Raw genomic sequence first — 13,271 nt, forward strand, 5'->3', positions numbered from 1 at the left:
TGCCTCCAACCGAAATGCTAGCGTGACCGCGTACGCTGCGGGCGCCCGCCCGGCCCTTGCTTCCCGCCGCCTGAACGGCCGCGGGCACCGCCGCCGCCCGCGTTCGGGAACTGCGGCGCGCCTGCGCGTCCGCCGCGCGGAGCGGCTGCGCCTCGGTTGCCGCTGCGCTCGGCTGAACCACGGCTGCCGCTGCGCTCAGCTGCACCGCGGCTGCTGCCGCTGCGCTCGGCTGCACCGCGGTTGCCGCTGCGCGCTGCTGCGCCGCCGAACTCGCCGCGTGCGCCTTCCTCGCGCGCCGGCATGCTGTAGCGCACGCGTCCGCCGGCATCTGCGCCATCGCGTGCGCCCGCTCCGCCGCGGCCGCGTGGCGCTTCCGCGGCACGGGCCGCCGCGCCCCATTGCGGCGGCTCGTCCGCACCGCCGCGAGCGGAGCCCGCTCGGCGCGCTTCGCCGCGCTTAGCCGCTCCCGCGAACGCGCCGCCGGTGCTGGCGCGCTTCTCGCCGCCGCGGCCTTGCTGGCCCGAGCGCCCGCCGCTCTTCGCCGCGCGCTGGCCGCCTGCCGCGGCCGCGCCTCTGCGGCCCGCGCCGCGGCGAGCGCCGCCTTGGCGCTCCGGCTTCTCGTCCAGCTGCAGATCGCTGTCCTGGGGAAAAGCTCTACCCTTGCCGCCGTTGATGTTTTCCCGCGGTATCGTCTGATGGATGCCGCGCTCGATCGCCGCCAGCTCATGCCGGTCATGCGGGGACACGAGCGTAATCGCCAATCCCTCTTCGCCCGCGCGTCCCGTCCGTCCGATCCGGTGAATATAGCTCTCCGCATTTTCCGGTATGTCGAAGTTGAAAACATGCGTCACGCCTTCCACGTCGAGGCCGCGGGCCGCAACGTCCGTCGCGACCAGCAAATGAATCTTCGCGTCGCGGAACCGCTTCATGACCTGCTCGCGCTTCGCCTGCGACAGGTCGCCGTGCAGCTCGGCGCTGTTGAAGCCATTCTCCTGCAGGTATTCGTTGACCGCGTTCACCCGCTTCTTCGTGCGGCAAAAAATAACGCCTAAATACGGATTATGCTCCTCCAACAGCCGCTTCAGCTGCTCCTGCTTGTTGCGCGCGCTGACTTCGACCGCCAGCTGGCGAATCGCCTTCACCGTCACCTGCGGGGCGCGCACCGTAATATCCTTCGGCTCGATCATGAACCGCGCCGCCAGCGAGCGGACGCCGCCCGGCATCGTAGCCGAGAACAGCATCGTCTGCTTGCGGTAAGGCGTCTGGTTCAATATCTCCTCGACCTCCGTCAAGAACCCCATATGCAGCATTTGATCGGCCTCGTCGAGCACGAGCATTTTGACCGAACCAAGCTTAACCGTTCCTCTGCGGATATGGTCCAGCAGCCGGCCCGGCGTCGCCACGACGATATGAACCGCGCGCTTCAGCTTCCGCAGCTGCGATTCCACGTCCTGGCCGCCATATACCGCGAGCACGCTGATCGCTTTATTCACGGCAACCCGCTTTTTCAGCTCCGTCGTAATTTGCAGAGCCAGCTCCCGTGTCGGCGTCAAGATCAACCCCTGCAGCTCATCGCGGTCCGCCTTGATCCGCTCCAGCATCGGAAGCAGGAACGCGAGCGTTTTGCCCGTACCTGTCTGCGCCTGACAGATCACGTCGCTGCCCTGCATAATAACCGGTATTGCGCCCTCCTGGATCGGCGTCGCTTCGTGAATTCCTTCGTTGCGCAGCGACTGCACTTGCTCCTTGGCAATACCCAATTGTTCAAAATCCGCCAATACATCCACCTCATTTAGTTATAAAAGCCTTTCCCGTCTCCAAAAAAAACCGGCATTCCTATCCTACCACATTATGGACCCGCTCATGTAACGGATCTTCCCATTCTCTCTTCAAAATGCCTTTCACCTAAATTTCATCTTGAAGCGCTACAATGATCATCAAGATGAATTCAAGTAAAAAGGAGGCCTTTCTCCATGCACGCAGCAAAATGGCTGAAATGGAAAATCGGCGCCGTCTGCGCCGCGCTCCTCGTCGTTGTGTTCCAGCTCGTCAAATCGAGTCCGCAATTCGAGCTTCAGCTTGACCGGGTTGCAGCAGCTAAAAACACCCCCGAAGATACGCCCGCATTCCAGCAAGGGCAAGATGATTCGGTTATGCAAGAGTGGCAATCGTCAGTCAGTGACGACGCCCCCGGCGGCGATCGGCAGCAGCGAAGAGGAAGCCGCCATTTCTCGGGGCGCGGCGATTCCGGCTTCTCTTCATCAGACGGCGGCTCCGATACCCGTACAAGCCGCTCCTGATATCGAAGCCTTACCCCTTAGGAAAGGAGTGTAACCCCGTGATGAAAAGCCTGAACGACACGGTAACCTTTCAATTCGAGTCGATGAACACCGCGGTTACCTGCACTCTTCCATGCAGCTGCGAAGCGGAAGCCGATCTCCTTGAGCGCGAGGCGCAATCCTGGTTCGACCAGGCCGAGGAGCGGTTTCAGTTGTTTCCTGCCCCACAGCGAGCTTAGCCGGCTGAACCGGCATGCCGGAAGCCCTGTCCTCGTCTCCGCGGCGATGTTGGAGGTGCTGCAGCTATCCTCGCTGTATCAAGACCTGACCGACGGCGCATTCGACCCTTTCGTCCATGAAGCGCTGCGGCTCTGCGGATACAGCCGTTCCTTCGAGAAGCTCGCAGCCGGGACGGCTGCATCGCCTGTTCAGCCGTCGCAGCCTTTGGCGGTGCGGCAGCCCTTCACGCTTCATGCGGCCATGCGCTCCGTTACGCTGCCCGCGGGCAGCTCGCTCGATCTAGGCGGCATCGTCAAGAGCTGGGCCGTGAAGCGGCTCGCAGGCTGGTTCCGCACCAAGCGCCAGGCCGCATTCGGCCTTATTAATGCCGGGGGCGACCTCACCGCCTGGGGACTGCCCGAAGCGAAGCCTTGGCGCATCGGCATTGAGAATCCCTGGGACAGCAGGGCCGATATCGGCCATATCTGTTTCACGAACGGCGCATCCGCCACCTCGAGCACGCTTGGCCGGCAATGGCAGACGAAACTCGGCCGCATGCATCATCTCATCGATCCTGCGACGCTGCTTCCAAGCAGCAGCGATATCGTGCAATGTACAACCGCCGGCAGCGATCCAGTCGCCTGCGAAATATGGGCGAAGACGCTGTGCATCCTCGGCAGCGAAGCCGGCCTCGCTTTGCTGGCACGCCGCGCCGCTCCAGTCGAAGCGCTCCTGTTCGGACGCGATAAACGGATTATTTTCTACGGCAGCCCTTCGTCCGTTCATACCACCTGGCGCAATGTGCAGATCGATCATATTGCCTAATACTCCATTACGATAAAAAGAAGGTGAACGTCTTGATTGAATTCTTATTGCAGCTTTCTACATGGCAGATCATTCGTGTCGCCGGCTTAGCCGCCTTCTTGCTGCTGACGCTTGGCATGGCGCTTGGCATCTCGTACTCCTTCTGGTGGAAGTCGGCCAAACGAAGCGTCTATCGGGTCCACTCTTTTTTGACCATTGCCGGTACGGCCATTGGCCTCCTGCACGGCGCCACTACGGTTATCGATACCTACAGTCCGTACTCTTGGCGCGATCTGCTGATCCCCTTCTCGGCCGCCCATGCTCCGATATTAAGCGGACTCGGCACGCTCTGCGGCTATGGCATGCTGATTGTGATTTTGACCACGGACCTGCGCAACAAGCTGAAACGGCCGCTCTGGCTGTTGTTTCACCTGCTGTCCTATCCGATTTACGCCACCGCGTTCGTTCACGGCTTCTTCCTCGGCACAGACAGCGAACTGCCCATCATACGGATGCTGTACGCCCTGTCGGCTCTGCTCATTCTAGGGCTAACCGCAGTCCGCGCAACCAAACGCTCCGCTGGCGCGAAGAAACGGCCTTCCGGGGGAAACGCCGCCAAACCCGTCGCTATTCACGAAATCTAACGCCTATGCAAAAATAAAGGCGCAGTCCATGCAGACTGCGCTTATTTTCACTGGTCGAAGGGGGACTGTTGATAAAAATAATTCGGCGTCAGCTCGGTATCCTCGTACCGGTTATGATAAATCGCCGTCGTCGCCGGAGACATCGGCGGAATCAGCCATGACCACCGCCCCGTGGGCGTCCGCCCTTGCTGCCGCTCCTTCTCCGCGAACAGCATAAACTGCTTGCCAGCGGTATGGTGGTCGACGATCGCCACGCCTTGCGTTTTGTAGGAATGCAGCACCGCCACGTTCAGTTCCACAAGCGCCCGGTCCCGCCACAGCGTAACCTCGCTGCTTGTATCCAGACCCAACAGCGACCCGACGGCAGGCAACTTATTGTAACGGAACGGATCGGCCAAGTTGCGGGCGCCGATCTCGGTCCCCATGTACCAGCCGTTGAACGGTGCCGCCGTATAATGAAGCCCGCCGATCTCAAGCCGCATGTTCGAGACGAACGGGACCGCATACCATTTGAGCTGCAGCTCCGTTTCGAAAGCCGGGTAGTCCGGGTGCGTCAGCGGCACCTCCAGGACGATGTCTTTCGGGATGTCGAACCACTCCGGCGGTTTCGTGCCGACTTGGATGACAAGCGGCAGCACGTCGAATGCGGTACCGGCGCCGCGCCAGCCAAGCTCCATGCACTTGCGCGTCAATTGCAGCGAAATCGGATCGCCGAGCACCGTGCCGTCGCGCTGTTCATAGCCGGCATATCGGATGAGCTGGTCGTTCCAAATCCGGACGTTGGGCCGATCCGCGTCTTCCGTGGGAGCAAATACGGTAATGGTCGGCAATATTTTACCTCCGCCCGTGGCATATTCAATATGATGGAAAACCGCCTCGGCAATCTCGCCCGCGGTTCTCGCTTCCCTGGCATCCTGCACCGTTAACGAATCCCAGAACAGCCGGCCGATGCAGCGGTTGCTGTTGCGCCATGCCAGCTTTGCCCCGTAGGCCAGCTCCTCGTAGGTATGGGTGTAGGTGCCTTTTTCGGCGATCTCCGCCGCAGCCTCGGCTATTCTCGCTGCCGTAGCCGCCTCGTCGATTTGCAGCTCGCTGCCGTACTGCCTGATATAGGCTTCCGCATTCTGCAGCAGCTGCGCGTTGCCTAAAACAGCTTGATGTCTATGCATATGATGTGACTCCTGCCTGTCCGAATCATGGTGACTCCATTATAGCGGATACGCGGTTGGAATGCCCGTGGACGAATTGTGGATGGATTTCTACTTTCAAAATGTAAGTGACAAGGGTATACTGGGCATTAGTTGACCTTAATTTTGGGGCTATGAAGGAGTGAAGGAAGTTGAATCGATTAGCAGATGCGTTTACATTGAAAAATCTTGCGCTCAAAAACCGGATCGTCATGGCGCCGATGTGCCAGTATTCCGTTGAGGCCAAGGACGGCACGCCGAATGAGTGGCATTATGTTCATTATGTATCCCGCGCGGTTGGGGGTACCGGTCTCATCATTATGGAGATGACGGACGTGGAGCCGGACGGCCGCATTTCGGACCGCTGCCTCGGCTTATGGTCGGATGAGCAGATTCCGGCTTACCGCCGGATTATTTCGGAAGTGCACCGCTACGGCGCGAAGATCGGCATTCAAATTGCCCATGCCGGACGCAAGGCCGAGGATGCGATCGAGCCTGTCGCTCCTTCCGCCATTGCCTTTAGCGAAGCTTACCGTACGCCTCGCGCCTTGAAGACGGAGGAAGTGAAAGAGCTTGTCGTCAAATTCCGCGAGGCTGCCCGCCGCGCGGTGGAAGCCGGCGTCGATACGATCGAGCTTCACGGCGCTCACGGTTATTTGATCCATCAATTCCACTCGCCGGTCACTAACAAACGCGATGATGAGTACGGCGCCGACCGCGCTTTGTTCGGCGTGGAAATCATTCAGGCGGTTCGGAGCGTTATGCCTGCGGATATGCCGCTTCTCATTCGCGTGTCCGCGGCCGAGTTCTCGCCGGGCGGCTATTCCTTAGAGGAGGGCATCGAGATCTTCCGCCGGTACCGCGATGCCGGCATCGACATGTTCCATGTTTCGAGCGGCGGCGAAGCGCCGCTGGGCGGAGCGCCCCGGCCGGCCATCTATGCCGGGTACCAGGTGCCTTTTGCCCGGGCGCTGAAGGATGCGCTAGGCGTTCCGGTCATTGCCGTCGGCTTGCTCGACGAGCCGAAGCTCGCGAACGCTACGATCGCCCATGGCCATGCCGATCTCGTCGCCGTTGCCCGCGGCATGCTGCGCGACCCGTACTGGGCGCTGCATGCGCTGCAGGCCGTCGAAGAGAAGGGCTCCGGCGAAGCGGCGGCATTCATTCCGCGTCAATATCAGCGCGGCTATTAAGGCCGTCGGCGAGGTGCCCGGATGAAGATAAGCAAGCAGAATGCGGAGCATTACGTGTGGGGCGGGCTGTGCGACGGCTGGCATCTCGTGAAGCAAGACGGGCTTAGCGTCATTCATGAACGCATGCAGGCCGGAGCCAGCGAGGTGCGGCATTACCACGAGCGGGCGCGGCAGTTTTTCTTCATGCTGGCCGGTACGGCGACGCTTGAAATAGACGGCGTACCCGTCGTTCTTGGCCCTTCGGATGGCGTGGAGGTGCCGCCGCTGACGCCGCATCAAATGCTCGGCTCCACAGTCGAAGCGGTGGAGTTCCTCGTCATCTCGTCACCGACGACGCGCGGTGACCGCGTAACGGGTTGAACGTGAAAAAGCTGAGAGGCTGCAGACAGTTAGATGTCTGCGCCCTCAGCTTTTTGTCTGTTACGTTCTAGCGGCCCGCCGGCTTTTCTTTCGTCAAATACAACGCGAGTTCATGCCCGATTTGCACGAAACGGCCAGGCTCCGCGTATTTACCTTCATAGAAGACTCCTCTTCCGTCAGGGATGTATCCTCGCTTAACATAGAGCCGCTGCGCATTTCCGTAATCATAATAAAGTCCGACGCCGATTCCGACAATTCCATACTTATCGAACGAGATTTGTTCAATGGCATCCATTAAGGCATTGCCGATCCCCTTGCGGCGCAGCGTCGGGACGACCTCAAAATTGTTGATTTCCGGGATTCCTTCATCGACGAAATACGGATAATAGGATGTCGATAAAAGGTGCAGCCATCCTGCAAACTTCTGATCGTATAAGGCTATAAGCGTAATTCTTGCACCCGATTTATTTTCTTCCCAGCACTTGTTAATGTAATCTAGCGGTTTGCCCATATAGTGTTCTTCAAGTGCATGGAAAACCAAATCCACATCATCGCTAATCATCTGCCGGATTTGAATGCGCGCATCCACAATATCGCCCCCCTAGTTTTTTCGCCGCTTTCCCGCCAATGTGCGGTAACCGGTACCTCTCTTGGGCTGCTTTCCACCGATTTCCCGCCAATGTGCGGTAACCGGTACCTCTCTTGGGCTGCTTTCCACCGATTCCCCGCCAATGTGCGGTAACCGGTGCCTCTCTTGGGCTGCTTTCCACCGCTTTCCCGCCAATGTGCGGTAACTGCTGCCTCTCAATCGCCGCCCACTACCCGCTCAGCGCATTGCGCACGGCGAGGATGTACCGCGCCTGATCGAGCGGGTTGACGCCGCGGCGCTGGCGCGAGACGTCGACGTCGGGCGGGCATTCGTTGTAGCCCGCGAAGAAGGTCGTGAGCGTGCCGCGGCCCTTCGTCATGGAGCCGAGGCGCGCCGGGAAGTCGAGCGTCGTCGCGACCGGCAGCGTCCCCTCCAGCTCCATCCGCTCCTGGCGCACGACAGGCGCGCCGAACTCGCCCCGCATGAGGACAAGCTCGTTCATCACCTTGCCGCCATACTCCTCCGGCACGGACAGCCGGAAGCGAAGCATCGGCTCGAGCATCTTCGTGCCCGTGTTCGCCAGCCCGTTCATGATGCCCATGGGCGTTGCGATCACGAAGTCGAGCGGATGGGTATGCCACACATGGTGCTCGCCCTCGATGAGCGTCACGCGCAGATCCGTGACTTCCCAGCCGCGGAGCCCCTGCTGCAGCGCCTCCGGCACGCGGCGGGCGACCTCGTTCTGGTAGCTATCGAGCAGCCTCTCGTTGCGCACGACCGACTTGTACAGCAGCCCGCTGCCCCGCTCCCCCGGTTCAATCGTAAACCGCAAAATCGCCCAGCACGGCTTCGGCATCGTATACGCGATAAACCCTTCCCCTGCCGCGGCCGGCGTCTCCTTGTATATGACCGATGGCGCGCCGAAGCTGACCGCGAGCTTGAAGCGGCTCATCAGAATGGAGGTTAGCACCTCCATCTGAATCGGCCCCATCACCTTCAAATGCAGCTCCCGCTCATCCTGCAGCCACTGCAAATCCAACAGCGGATCCTCGTCCGCCAGCTCCTGGAATGCCGCAACGACCGCCGGGTATTCCGCCTCATTCTGCCACTGCACCTGTACGGTTAGCAAAGGCACCGCAAGCCGCTTCTCACCCGGCACGCCTTCCGGCGAGCCGATAATATCGCCGATCCGCGCGCGGCTCCAGCCGTAGACCGCCGCGATATCGCCAGCCTTCAGCACGCCGATATCCTCGGTCTTCTGCCCCTGCACGCGGCGGATTTGCGTCACTTTATCCTGCATGTCGCGGCTGTAGTTCAGCACCGTATCGCGATTGCGGATCACTCCGTCGTAGAGTCGGACATAAGCGATTTTACCCATGACGGGGTCCCGTTCCATCTTAAAAATAACGCCGGAAACCGGCGCATCCTCCGAGCCTCCCGGAGCCGGCAAATACGCCAGCACCGCATCCATCAGCTCCTTCACCCCGATGCCCCGGTTGGATGCCCCGAACAGCACCGGAAACAGCGTGCACCGATGCACACCTTCGACGAGCACGCGCTCCAGCTGCGCATCGTCCAGCGGCTGCCCTTCCAAATAAGCTTCTAGCAGCGCCTCATCCTGCTCTGCCGCGGCCTCGAGCAGCATGCGCCGGTAAGGCTCCGCCCAAGGATGCAGAGCCGCCGACCGCTCGGCCAATACCGGCACGCAGCCGTCGAATGCGGCCTCTGCTCCGATCGGGGCCATCACCGGCACCGACTGCCGCGACAGCAGGCGTTGCAGCTGGGCGAGAACCGCGGAAGCATCGGCGCCGACGCGATCCATTTTGTTCACATAGATCAGGGTCGGAATCGACAGGTCGCGCAGCGCCTGCCAAATGACCTCCGTCTGAGCCTGTACGCCTTCCACGGCGGATACAATCAGTACCGCGCCGTCCATGACGCGCAGCGACCGCTCCACCTCGGACAGAAAATCGACGTGCCCCGGCGTATCCACGAGGTTGATCGCGACATCCTTCCATGCAAACCGCGTCACGGCAGCTCGCACGGAAATGCCGCGCTCTCGCTCCACGTCCAGCCAATCCGTGTGCGTCGTTCCCGTATCCACGCTGCCCAGCGCGCGAATATGCCCGCTCTGATAGAGCATTTGCTCGGTCGTCGTCGTTTTGCCCGCATCGACGTGAGCGAATATGCCAACATTACGCATGTGCGCGCTCATAGCTTCCAATCTCCCCCTGATTTAGCTCTTGTCGTCGTAAAAAACATGCTCGGCACGAACAAGCGCGCCTTCCTCAATCGTAAACACGCCGAAGGAATACTGCTTTTGCCTCCGCTTATCTGTCGGTGAGCCCGGGTTAAACATCAGCACCTCGTTGCGCTTTTGAATAACCGGCACATGCGAATGGCCGAAAACGATGACATCCACGCTGCCCGGCCCGAACGATTTGAACGCATTCGTCACCGTATCTTCTCTTTTCCCTGTCCCGATATGCCCATGCACAAGCCCAATCCGTACGCCGCCGATATCGAGCACCTTGAGGTGGCCGAATCTCGCAATGATTTCGTCGCCATCATTGTTCCCCGCCACGCCCTCGGTTGTGGCATAAGCCTGCAGCATGTCCAATACCGAAAACGCCGTCCAATCCCCCGCGTGCAAAATCGCATCCGCATCCCGAAGCTCCTGAATCAGCCGTTCCGGCAGCTTCTTCGCCATCCGCGTCATATGCGTGTCCGATACTACGACCACTTTCATGCCGCCTTCAGCCCCTTACTCCGCGTGCCCGGCAGACCGCCATTTTCCGCGCCGCCCGTCCGTCCGCTATCTATTACCTTCATTATTGTGCAAAAGCACCATGTATTCAACAGTTATCCATTCCAAATGTACAACCTGACATGCACATGCTGTTTCAAACGATGGCCGTTCGTTTACTTGCTATATACAATAAAGTTTTGTCACTCTAGCCTTATCCTATGTTAGATTATATTACAATAGGCTTAGCTTTGCTTGCTTACATCCGGTTGGAAAAAGGAGCGAGTGCGATGTTCAACATTAGGCGTTATTCCACCGCAGACCATGACGACATCTGGCAGCTTCATCTTCTTGCGATCCCGGCAGCGGGCGTAGAGCCGACCCACCAGCATTACCACGATATTTTTCATATTGAAGAGGAGTACTTTAACAACGGCGGCGATTTTCTTATCGGCACCGGGCCGGACGGCCTCGTCGTGGCGATGGGCGGGCTGAAGAAGCTGGACAATGAAGCGGCTGAGATTAAAAGACTGCGCGTCCACCCAAGCTACCAGCAGCGAGGGTACGGCCTGCAGATGCTGACTAGGCTGGAGCGGCGGGCGGCGGAGCTTGGCTTCCGTCATATCTACTTAGATGCCTTAACGAATCAGCTTGGCGCCAAGCGGCTCTTCCTCAATAACGGCTACGCGCACCGCGGAGCCTCCGTAATAGACGGGTTTTGGATCAATGTCTACGAGAAATCGCTCGCCCCGGAAAAATAAATATTAAATTATTCTGCGAAGGCTCAAACCGCTAGGCTCTTCCCTGCGTTACCTCCCTATGAGAACGAATCATTCAAGGAGGAAGATCGATGAGGAAGGCACGACGATTTGGGCTTTTTTTGTTATCTTTAACCGTTTGTTTAGCTGCACTGCTGCCAATGGCAAGCGCCTCGGCAGCCGGAACATCGAGTGCGTCCGTCACGACGGACGCGCAAACGGCCGCTAAGCTCGGCCTGCTGCTCGGTGATGGCAGCGGCGTTTCGGACGCGTATTTGGCTAAGACCTCCACGCGCATGCAAGCCGCGATCATTTCCCTGCGCCTTCAAGGCAAGCTCGCTGAAGCAGAGGCCTATAAAGGCGACGGAAGCAGCTTCAAGGACGCTTCTCTCGTAGGCACGACCAACCGAAAGATTCTCGCCTATCTGCATCATCATGCCGAGCTCGGCTGGAACGGCACGGGCGGCGGCAAATTCGACCCGCTCGCAACCATTACCGCGCAGCAGTTCTATAAAGTGCTGCTGGAGGTACTGGGGTACAAATCCGGCACGGCCTATACTTACAGCGGCACGCTTGCTTTTGCCGCGGGCAAAGGGCTGAAGAACATTGCGGGCGCCTCTGCATTGTCGAACGCCGACATCGCTACGGCGCTGATCGAGGCGCTGAACGCGACCGGCAGCGCGGGCTCCACGCTCTTCGCACAGCTGCAGCAAAGAAAGGTCATCGACGCATCGGCCCAGCTTCCGTCCGGCGAGCGGATCGGCCTCGGCAAGGCGGCCGATGTAGGCACCTATTTAACGGACAGCAAGGGGCGGACGCTGTACTTCTTCACGAAGGACGCCGCCAATCTGGAAGCCTGCCAAGGTCAATGCTTGCAGGCATGGCCGATCTTCTATGCCGACCAACTGCAAATTCCGGCCTCGCTGAACGCGAGCGACTTCGGAGTTTACACCCGTGCCGACGGCACGAAGCAATCGACTTATAAAGGATGGCCGCTCTACTACTTCGTCAAAGACGCCAAGGCCGGCGATGTGCTGGGCGAGAACGTGAACGGCGTCTGGTTCGTCGCTAAATCGGACTATGCCGCCATGCTCGGCACGTCTGTTGAGCTCGGCAACTATTTGACGGACGCGAACGGACGGACTCTGTACTATTTTGACAAGGATACACCGGATCGCAGCGTGTGCGAAGGCCAGTGCCTCGTGAATTGGCCGGCTTACCACGCTGATGGCGACAGCGCGCCGACCGGCGTTGCAAGCGGCGATTTCGGCACCATCACGCGTTCGGACGGCAGCAAGCAATCGACTTATAAAGGCTACCCGCTCTATTATTTCATTAAGGACACCAAGCACGGCGATTTCAACGGTCAAGATGTCAATAAGGTGTGGTATGTCATTAACCCCGCCACGTTCAAAGGCACGACGGCCGCCGCGGCGGTCAAAACCTATCGCGTCGACATCAAGGACTATTCGTTCGGCATCGGTCCGTTAACGGTCGAAGCCGGTTCCAAAATCGTATTCACCAACTACGACGATATGGAGCATAACGCCGTTGCGGCCGACGGCAGCTTCAGCACGCCGATGCTTAAGAAGGGCGAATCGTATACGATCACGGTCAATAAACCGGGTACGTACGATTATTTCTGCGAAGCCCATAAGAAGTTCATGACGGGTCAAATTATAGTGAAATGAGTGAATGCCGATGAGGAAGGTTGCACGGAACAAGCGAAGAGTCGCGATGTCTGCAGGAACGCTGGCCGCTTTGTTCCTGCTGCTTAGTCTAGTACTGGCCGCTTGCGGCAGGAACGACAGCCCGAACACGGCGGATCATGGCAGCCACAATGACATGGCGGTGAACGGGACCGCGAATGAAGGCACTGGCAATGCGGCAGCTGATGGGGCTTCGACCGGCGACGAACCTGCCGCCGATCCTGCTCCGCAAGCGGACGATGGCGCTTCAAGCGGCAATACGCCTGCGACGGATCCTGCTCCGCAAACCGATGACAGCGGCTCAGGCGGCAACGCATCGGCTGCAGATCCATCCGACGCGAAGGCCGGAAATGACGGCAAGCAAAATGCGGAGCCGCCGAAGGATGCCGGAGAGAAGCCGGATGATGCGAAGGCCGAACCGGCCAAAGACACGAAGGCGGATCCACCGCCGGCCCCTAAACCAAAGCCAACTCCGAAGCCGGCGCCTAAGCCGAAGCCCGCTCCTGTCGACACGAAGCCGAAGACGTATGTCGTCGAGATCAAGGAGTTCGCTTTTGCCACGGCCAGCCTCACGATCCGCCCGGGCGATTCGGTCAAATTCATCAACCGCGACACAGTGAAGCACACGGCTACCGCCGATGACGGAAGCAGCTTCGATACGGGTCTCCTCGGCCAAGACGAGGAGAAGACGGTCACCTTTGACAAAGAAGGCGAATTCCCTTACCACTGCGCGCCCCATCCGGCGATGCAGGCCACCATTATCGTCTCTGCCAAGTAGCAGCA

General features: G+C 59.4%; 14 protein-coding genes. 9 read left to right on the top strand and 5 right to left on the bottom strand.

All coding sequences use genetic code 11. From position 1 onward, the window contains the following. Nucleotides 1-17 precede the first annotated feature (17 nt). Nucleotides 18-1,787, bottom strand: coding sequence for a DEAD/DEAH box helicase (locus DL346_RS23945; RefSeq protein WP_420849597.1), 1,770 nt, complete (start codon nucleotides 1,785-1,787; stop codon nucleotides 18-20). 186 nt (nucleotides 1,788-1,973) lie between these two features. On the opposite strand from DL346_RS23945, the gene DL346_RS23950 reads away from it, so the two are divergent. The 4 genes from DL346_RS23950 to DL346_RS23960 are packed head-to-tail and all read left to right on the top strand — an operon-like array spanning nucleotide 1,974 to nucleotide 3,946. Continuing rightward, a complete protein-coding gene (locus DL346_RS23950; RefSeq protein WP_112884916.1) occupies nucleotides 1,974-2,300 on the top strand; it encodes a hypothetical protein in 327 nt (108 codons plus the stop codon). A gap of 38 nt (nucleotides 2,301-2,338) precedes the next feature. Next, nucleotides 2,339-2,518 carry a hypothetical protein gene (locus DL346_RS28840; protein WP_133257567.1) on the top strand — a complete coding sequence of 60 codons (180 nt, stop codon included), beginning with the start codon at nucleotides 2,339-2,341 and terminating at the stop codon, nucleotides 2,516-2,518. Then, on the top strand, nucleotides 2,442-3,323 hold the full coding sequence (locus DL346_RS23955; RefSeq protein WP_165822646.1) for an FAD:protein FMN transferase: 882 nt from the start codon (nucleotides 2,442-2,444) through the stop codon (nucleotides 3,321-3,323). Before DL346_RS28840 ends, DL346_RS23955 begins: the two co-directional genes overlap by 77 nt. A 32-nt stretch (nucleotides 3,324-3,355) precedes the next feature. Next, nucleotides 3,356-3,946, top strand: a complete 591-nt coding sequence (locus DL346_RS23960; RefSeq protein WP_112884918.1) for a ferric reductase-like transmembrane domain-containing protein — start codon at nucleotides 3,356-3,358, stop codon at nucleotides 3,944-3,946. A 47-nt stretch (nucleotides 3,947-3,993) separates the two neighbouring features. Here the strand turns inward: DL346_RS23960 and DL346_RS23965 are convergent, their stop codons facing one another. Beyond that, on the bottom strand, nucleotides 3,994-5,115 hold the full coding sequence (locus DL346_RS23965; RefSeq protein WP_112884919.1) for a nitric oxide synthase oxygenase: 1,122 nt from the start codon (nucleotides 5,113-5,115) through the stop codon (nucleotides 3,994-3,996). A gap of 170 nt (nucleotides 5,116-5,285) precedes the next feature. Here DL346_RS23965 and DL346_RS23970 point away from each other — a divergent pair, with 170 nt between their 5' ends. Further along, complete coding sequence (locus DL346_RS23970; protein ID WP_276311581.1) at nucleotides 5,286-6,326, top strand: NADH:flavin oxidoreductase/NADH oxidase; 1,041 nt, start codon at nucleotides 5,286-5,288, stop codon at nucleotides 6,324-6,326. Nucleotides 6,327-6,347: 21 nt separating this feature from the next. Beyond that, a complete protein-coding gene (locus tag DL346_RS23975) occupies nucleotides 6,348-6,686 on the top strand; it encodes a cupin domain-containing protein (RefSeq protein WP_112884920.1) in 339 nt (112 codons plus the stop codon). Between the two features lie 67 nt (nucleotides 6,687-6,753). Here DL346_RS23975 and DL346_RS23980 read toward each other — a convergent pair whose 3' ends face one another. The 3 genes from DL346_RS23980 to DL346_RS23990 form a co-directional block, all read right to left on the bottom strand. Beyond that, entirely contained in the window at nucleotides 6,754-7,275 is a 522-nt protein-coding gene (locus DL346_RS23980) for a GNAT family N-acetyltransferase (protein WP_240633386.1), read from the bottom strand. Nucleotides 7,276-7,504: 229 nt separating this feature from the next. After that, nucleotides 7,505-9,490: an elongation factor G gene (locus DL346_RS23985; RefSeq protein ID WP_112884921.1), complete on the bottom strand. Its 1,986-nt coding sequence runs from the start codon at nucleotides 9,488-9,490 to the stop codon at nucleotides 7,505-7,507. A 21-nt stretch (nucleotides 9,491-9,511) separates the two neighbouring features. Continuing rightward, complete coding sequence (locus DL346_RS23990) at nucleotides 9,512-10,024, bottom strand: metallophosphoesterase family protein (protein WP_112884922.1); 513 nt, start codon at nucleotides 10,022-10,024, stop codon at nucleotides 9,512-9,514. Nucleotides 10,025-10,311: 287 nt separating this feature from the next. Between DL346_RS23990 and DL346_RS23995 the strand changes: the two genes are divergently transcribed. The 3 genes from DL346_RS23995 (at nucleotide 10,312) to DL346_RS24005 (ending at nucleotide 13,266) form a co-directional block, all read left to right on the top strand. After that, the gene (locus tag DL346_RS23995; protein WP_165822647.1) at nucleotides 10,312-10,782 is read left to right on the top strand and encodes a GNAT family N-acetyltransferase; all 471 of its coding nucleotides are present in this window, start codon (nucleotides 10,312-10,314) and stop codon (nucleotides 10,780-10,782) included. Nucleotides 10,783-10,871: 89 nt separating this feature from the next. After that, nucleotides 10,872-12,470 carry a cupredoxin domain-containing protein gene (locus DL346_RS24000; protein ID WP_112884924.1) on the top strand — a complete coding sequence of 533 codons (1,599 nt, stop codon included), beginning with the start codon at nucleotides 10,872-10,874 and terminating at the stop codon, nucleotides 12,468-12,470. A 10-nt stretch (nucleotides 12,471-12,480) separates the two neighbouring features. Continuing rightward, nucleotides 12,481-13,266 carry a cupredoxin domain-containing protein gene (locus DL346_RS24005; protein ID WP_165822648.1) on the top strand — a complete coding sequence of 262 codons (786 nt, stop codon included), beginning with the start codon at nucleotides 12,481-12,483 and terminating at the stop codon, nucleotides 13,264-13,266. Nucleotides 13,267-13,271 lie beyond the last annotated feature (5 nt).

It is taken from the genome of Paenibacillus montanisoli (assembly GCF_003268025.1).
Lineage (GTDB): Bacteria > Bacillota > Bacilli > Paenibacillales > Paenibacillaceae > Paenibacillus_Z > Paenibacillus_Z montanisoli.

Excerpts from the sequence above, each read along its gene's own strand:
- DL346_RS23950 (WP_112884916.1), top strand. The coding sequence starts at position 1,974 with ATGCACGCAGCAAAATGGCTGAAATGGAAAATCGGCGCCGTCTGCGCC.
- DL346_RS23965 (WP_112884919.1), bottom strand. The coding sequence starts at position 5,115 with ATGCATAGACATCAAGCTGTTTTAGGCAACGCGCAGCTGCTGCAGAAT.
- DL346_RS23975 (WP_112884920.1), top strand. The coding sequence starts at position 6,348 with ATGAAGATAAGCAAGCAGAATGCGGAGCATTACGTGTGGGGCGGGCTG.
- DL346_RS23985 (WP_112884921.1), bottom strand. The coding sequence starts at position 9,490 with ATGAGCGCGCACATGCGTAATGTTGGCATATTCGCTCACGTCGATGCG.
- DL346_RS23990 (WP_112884922.1), bottom strand. The coding sequence starts at position 10,024 with ATGAAAGTGGTCGTAGTATCGGACACGCATATGACGCGGATGGCGAAG.
- DL346_RS23995 (WP_165822647.1), top strand. The coding sequence starts at position 10,312 with ATGTTCAACATTAGGCGTTATTCCACCGCAGACCATGACGACATCTGG.
- DL346_RS24000 (WP_112884924.1), top strand. The coding sequence starts at position 10,872 with ATGAGGAAGGCACGACGATTTGGGCTTTTTTTGTTATCTTTAACCGTT.
- DL346_RS24005 (WP_165822648.1), top strand. The coding sequence starts at position 12,481 with ATGAGGAAGGTTGCACGGAACAAGCGAAGAGTCGCGATGTCTGCAGGA.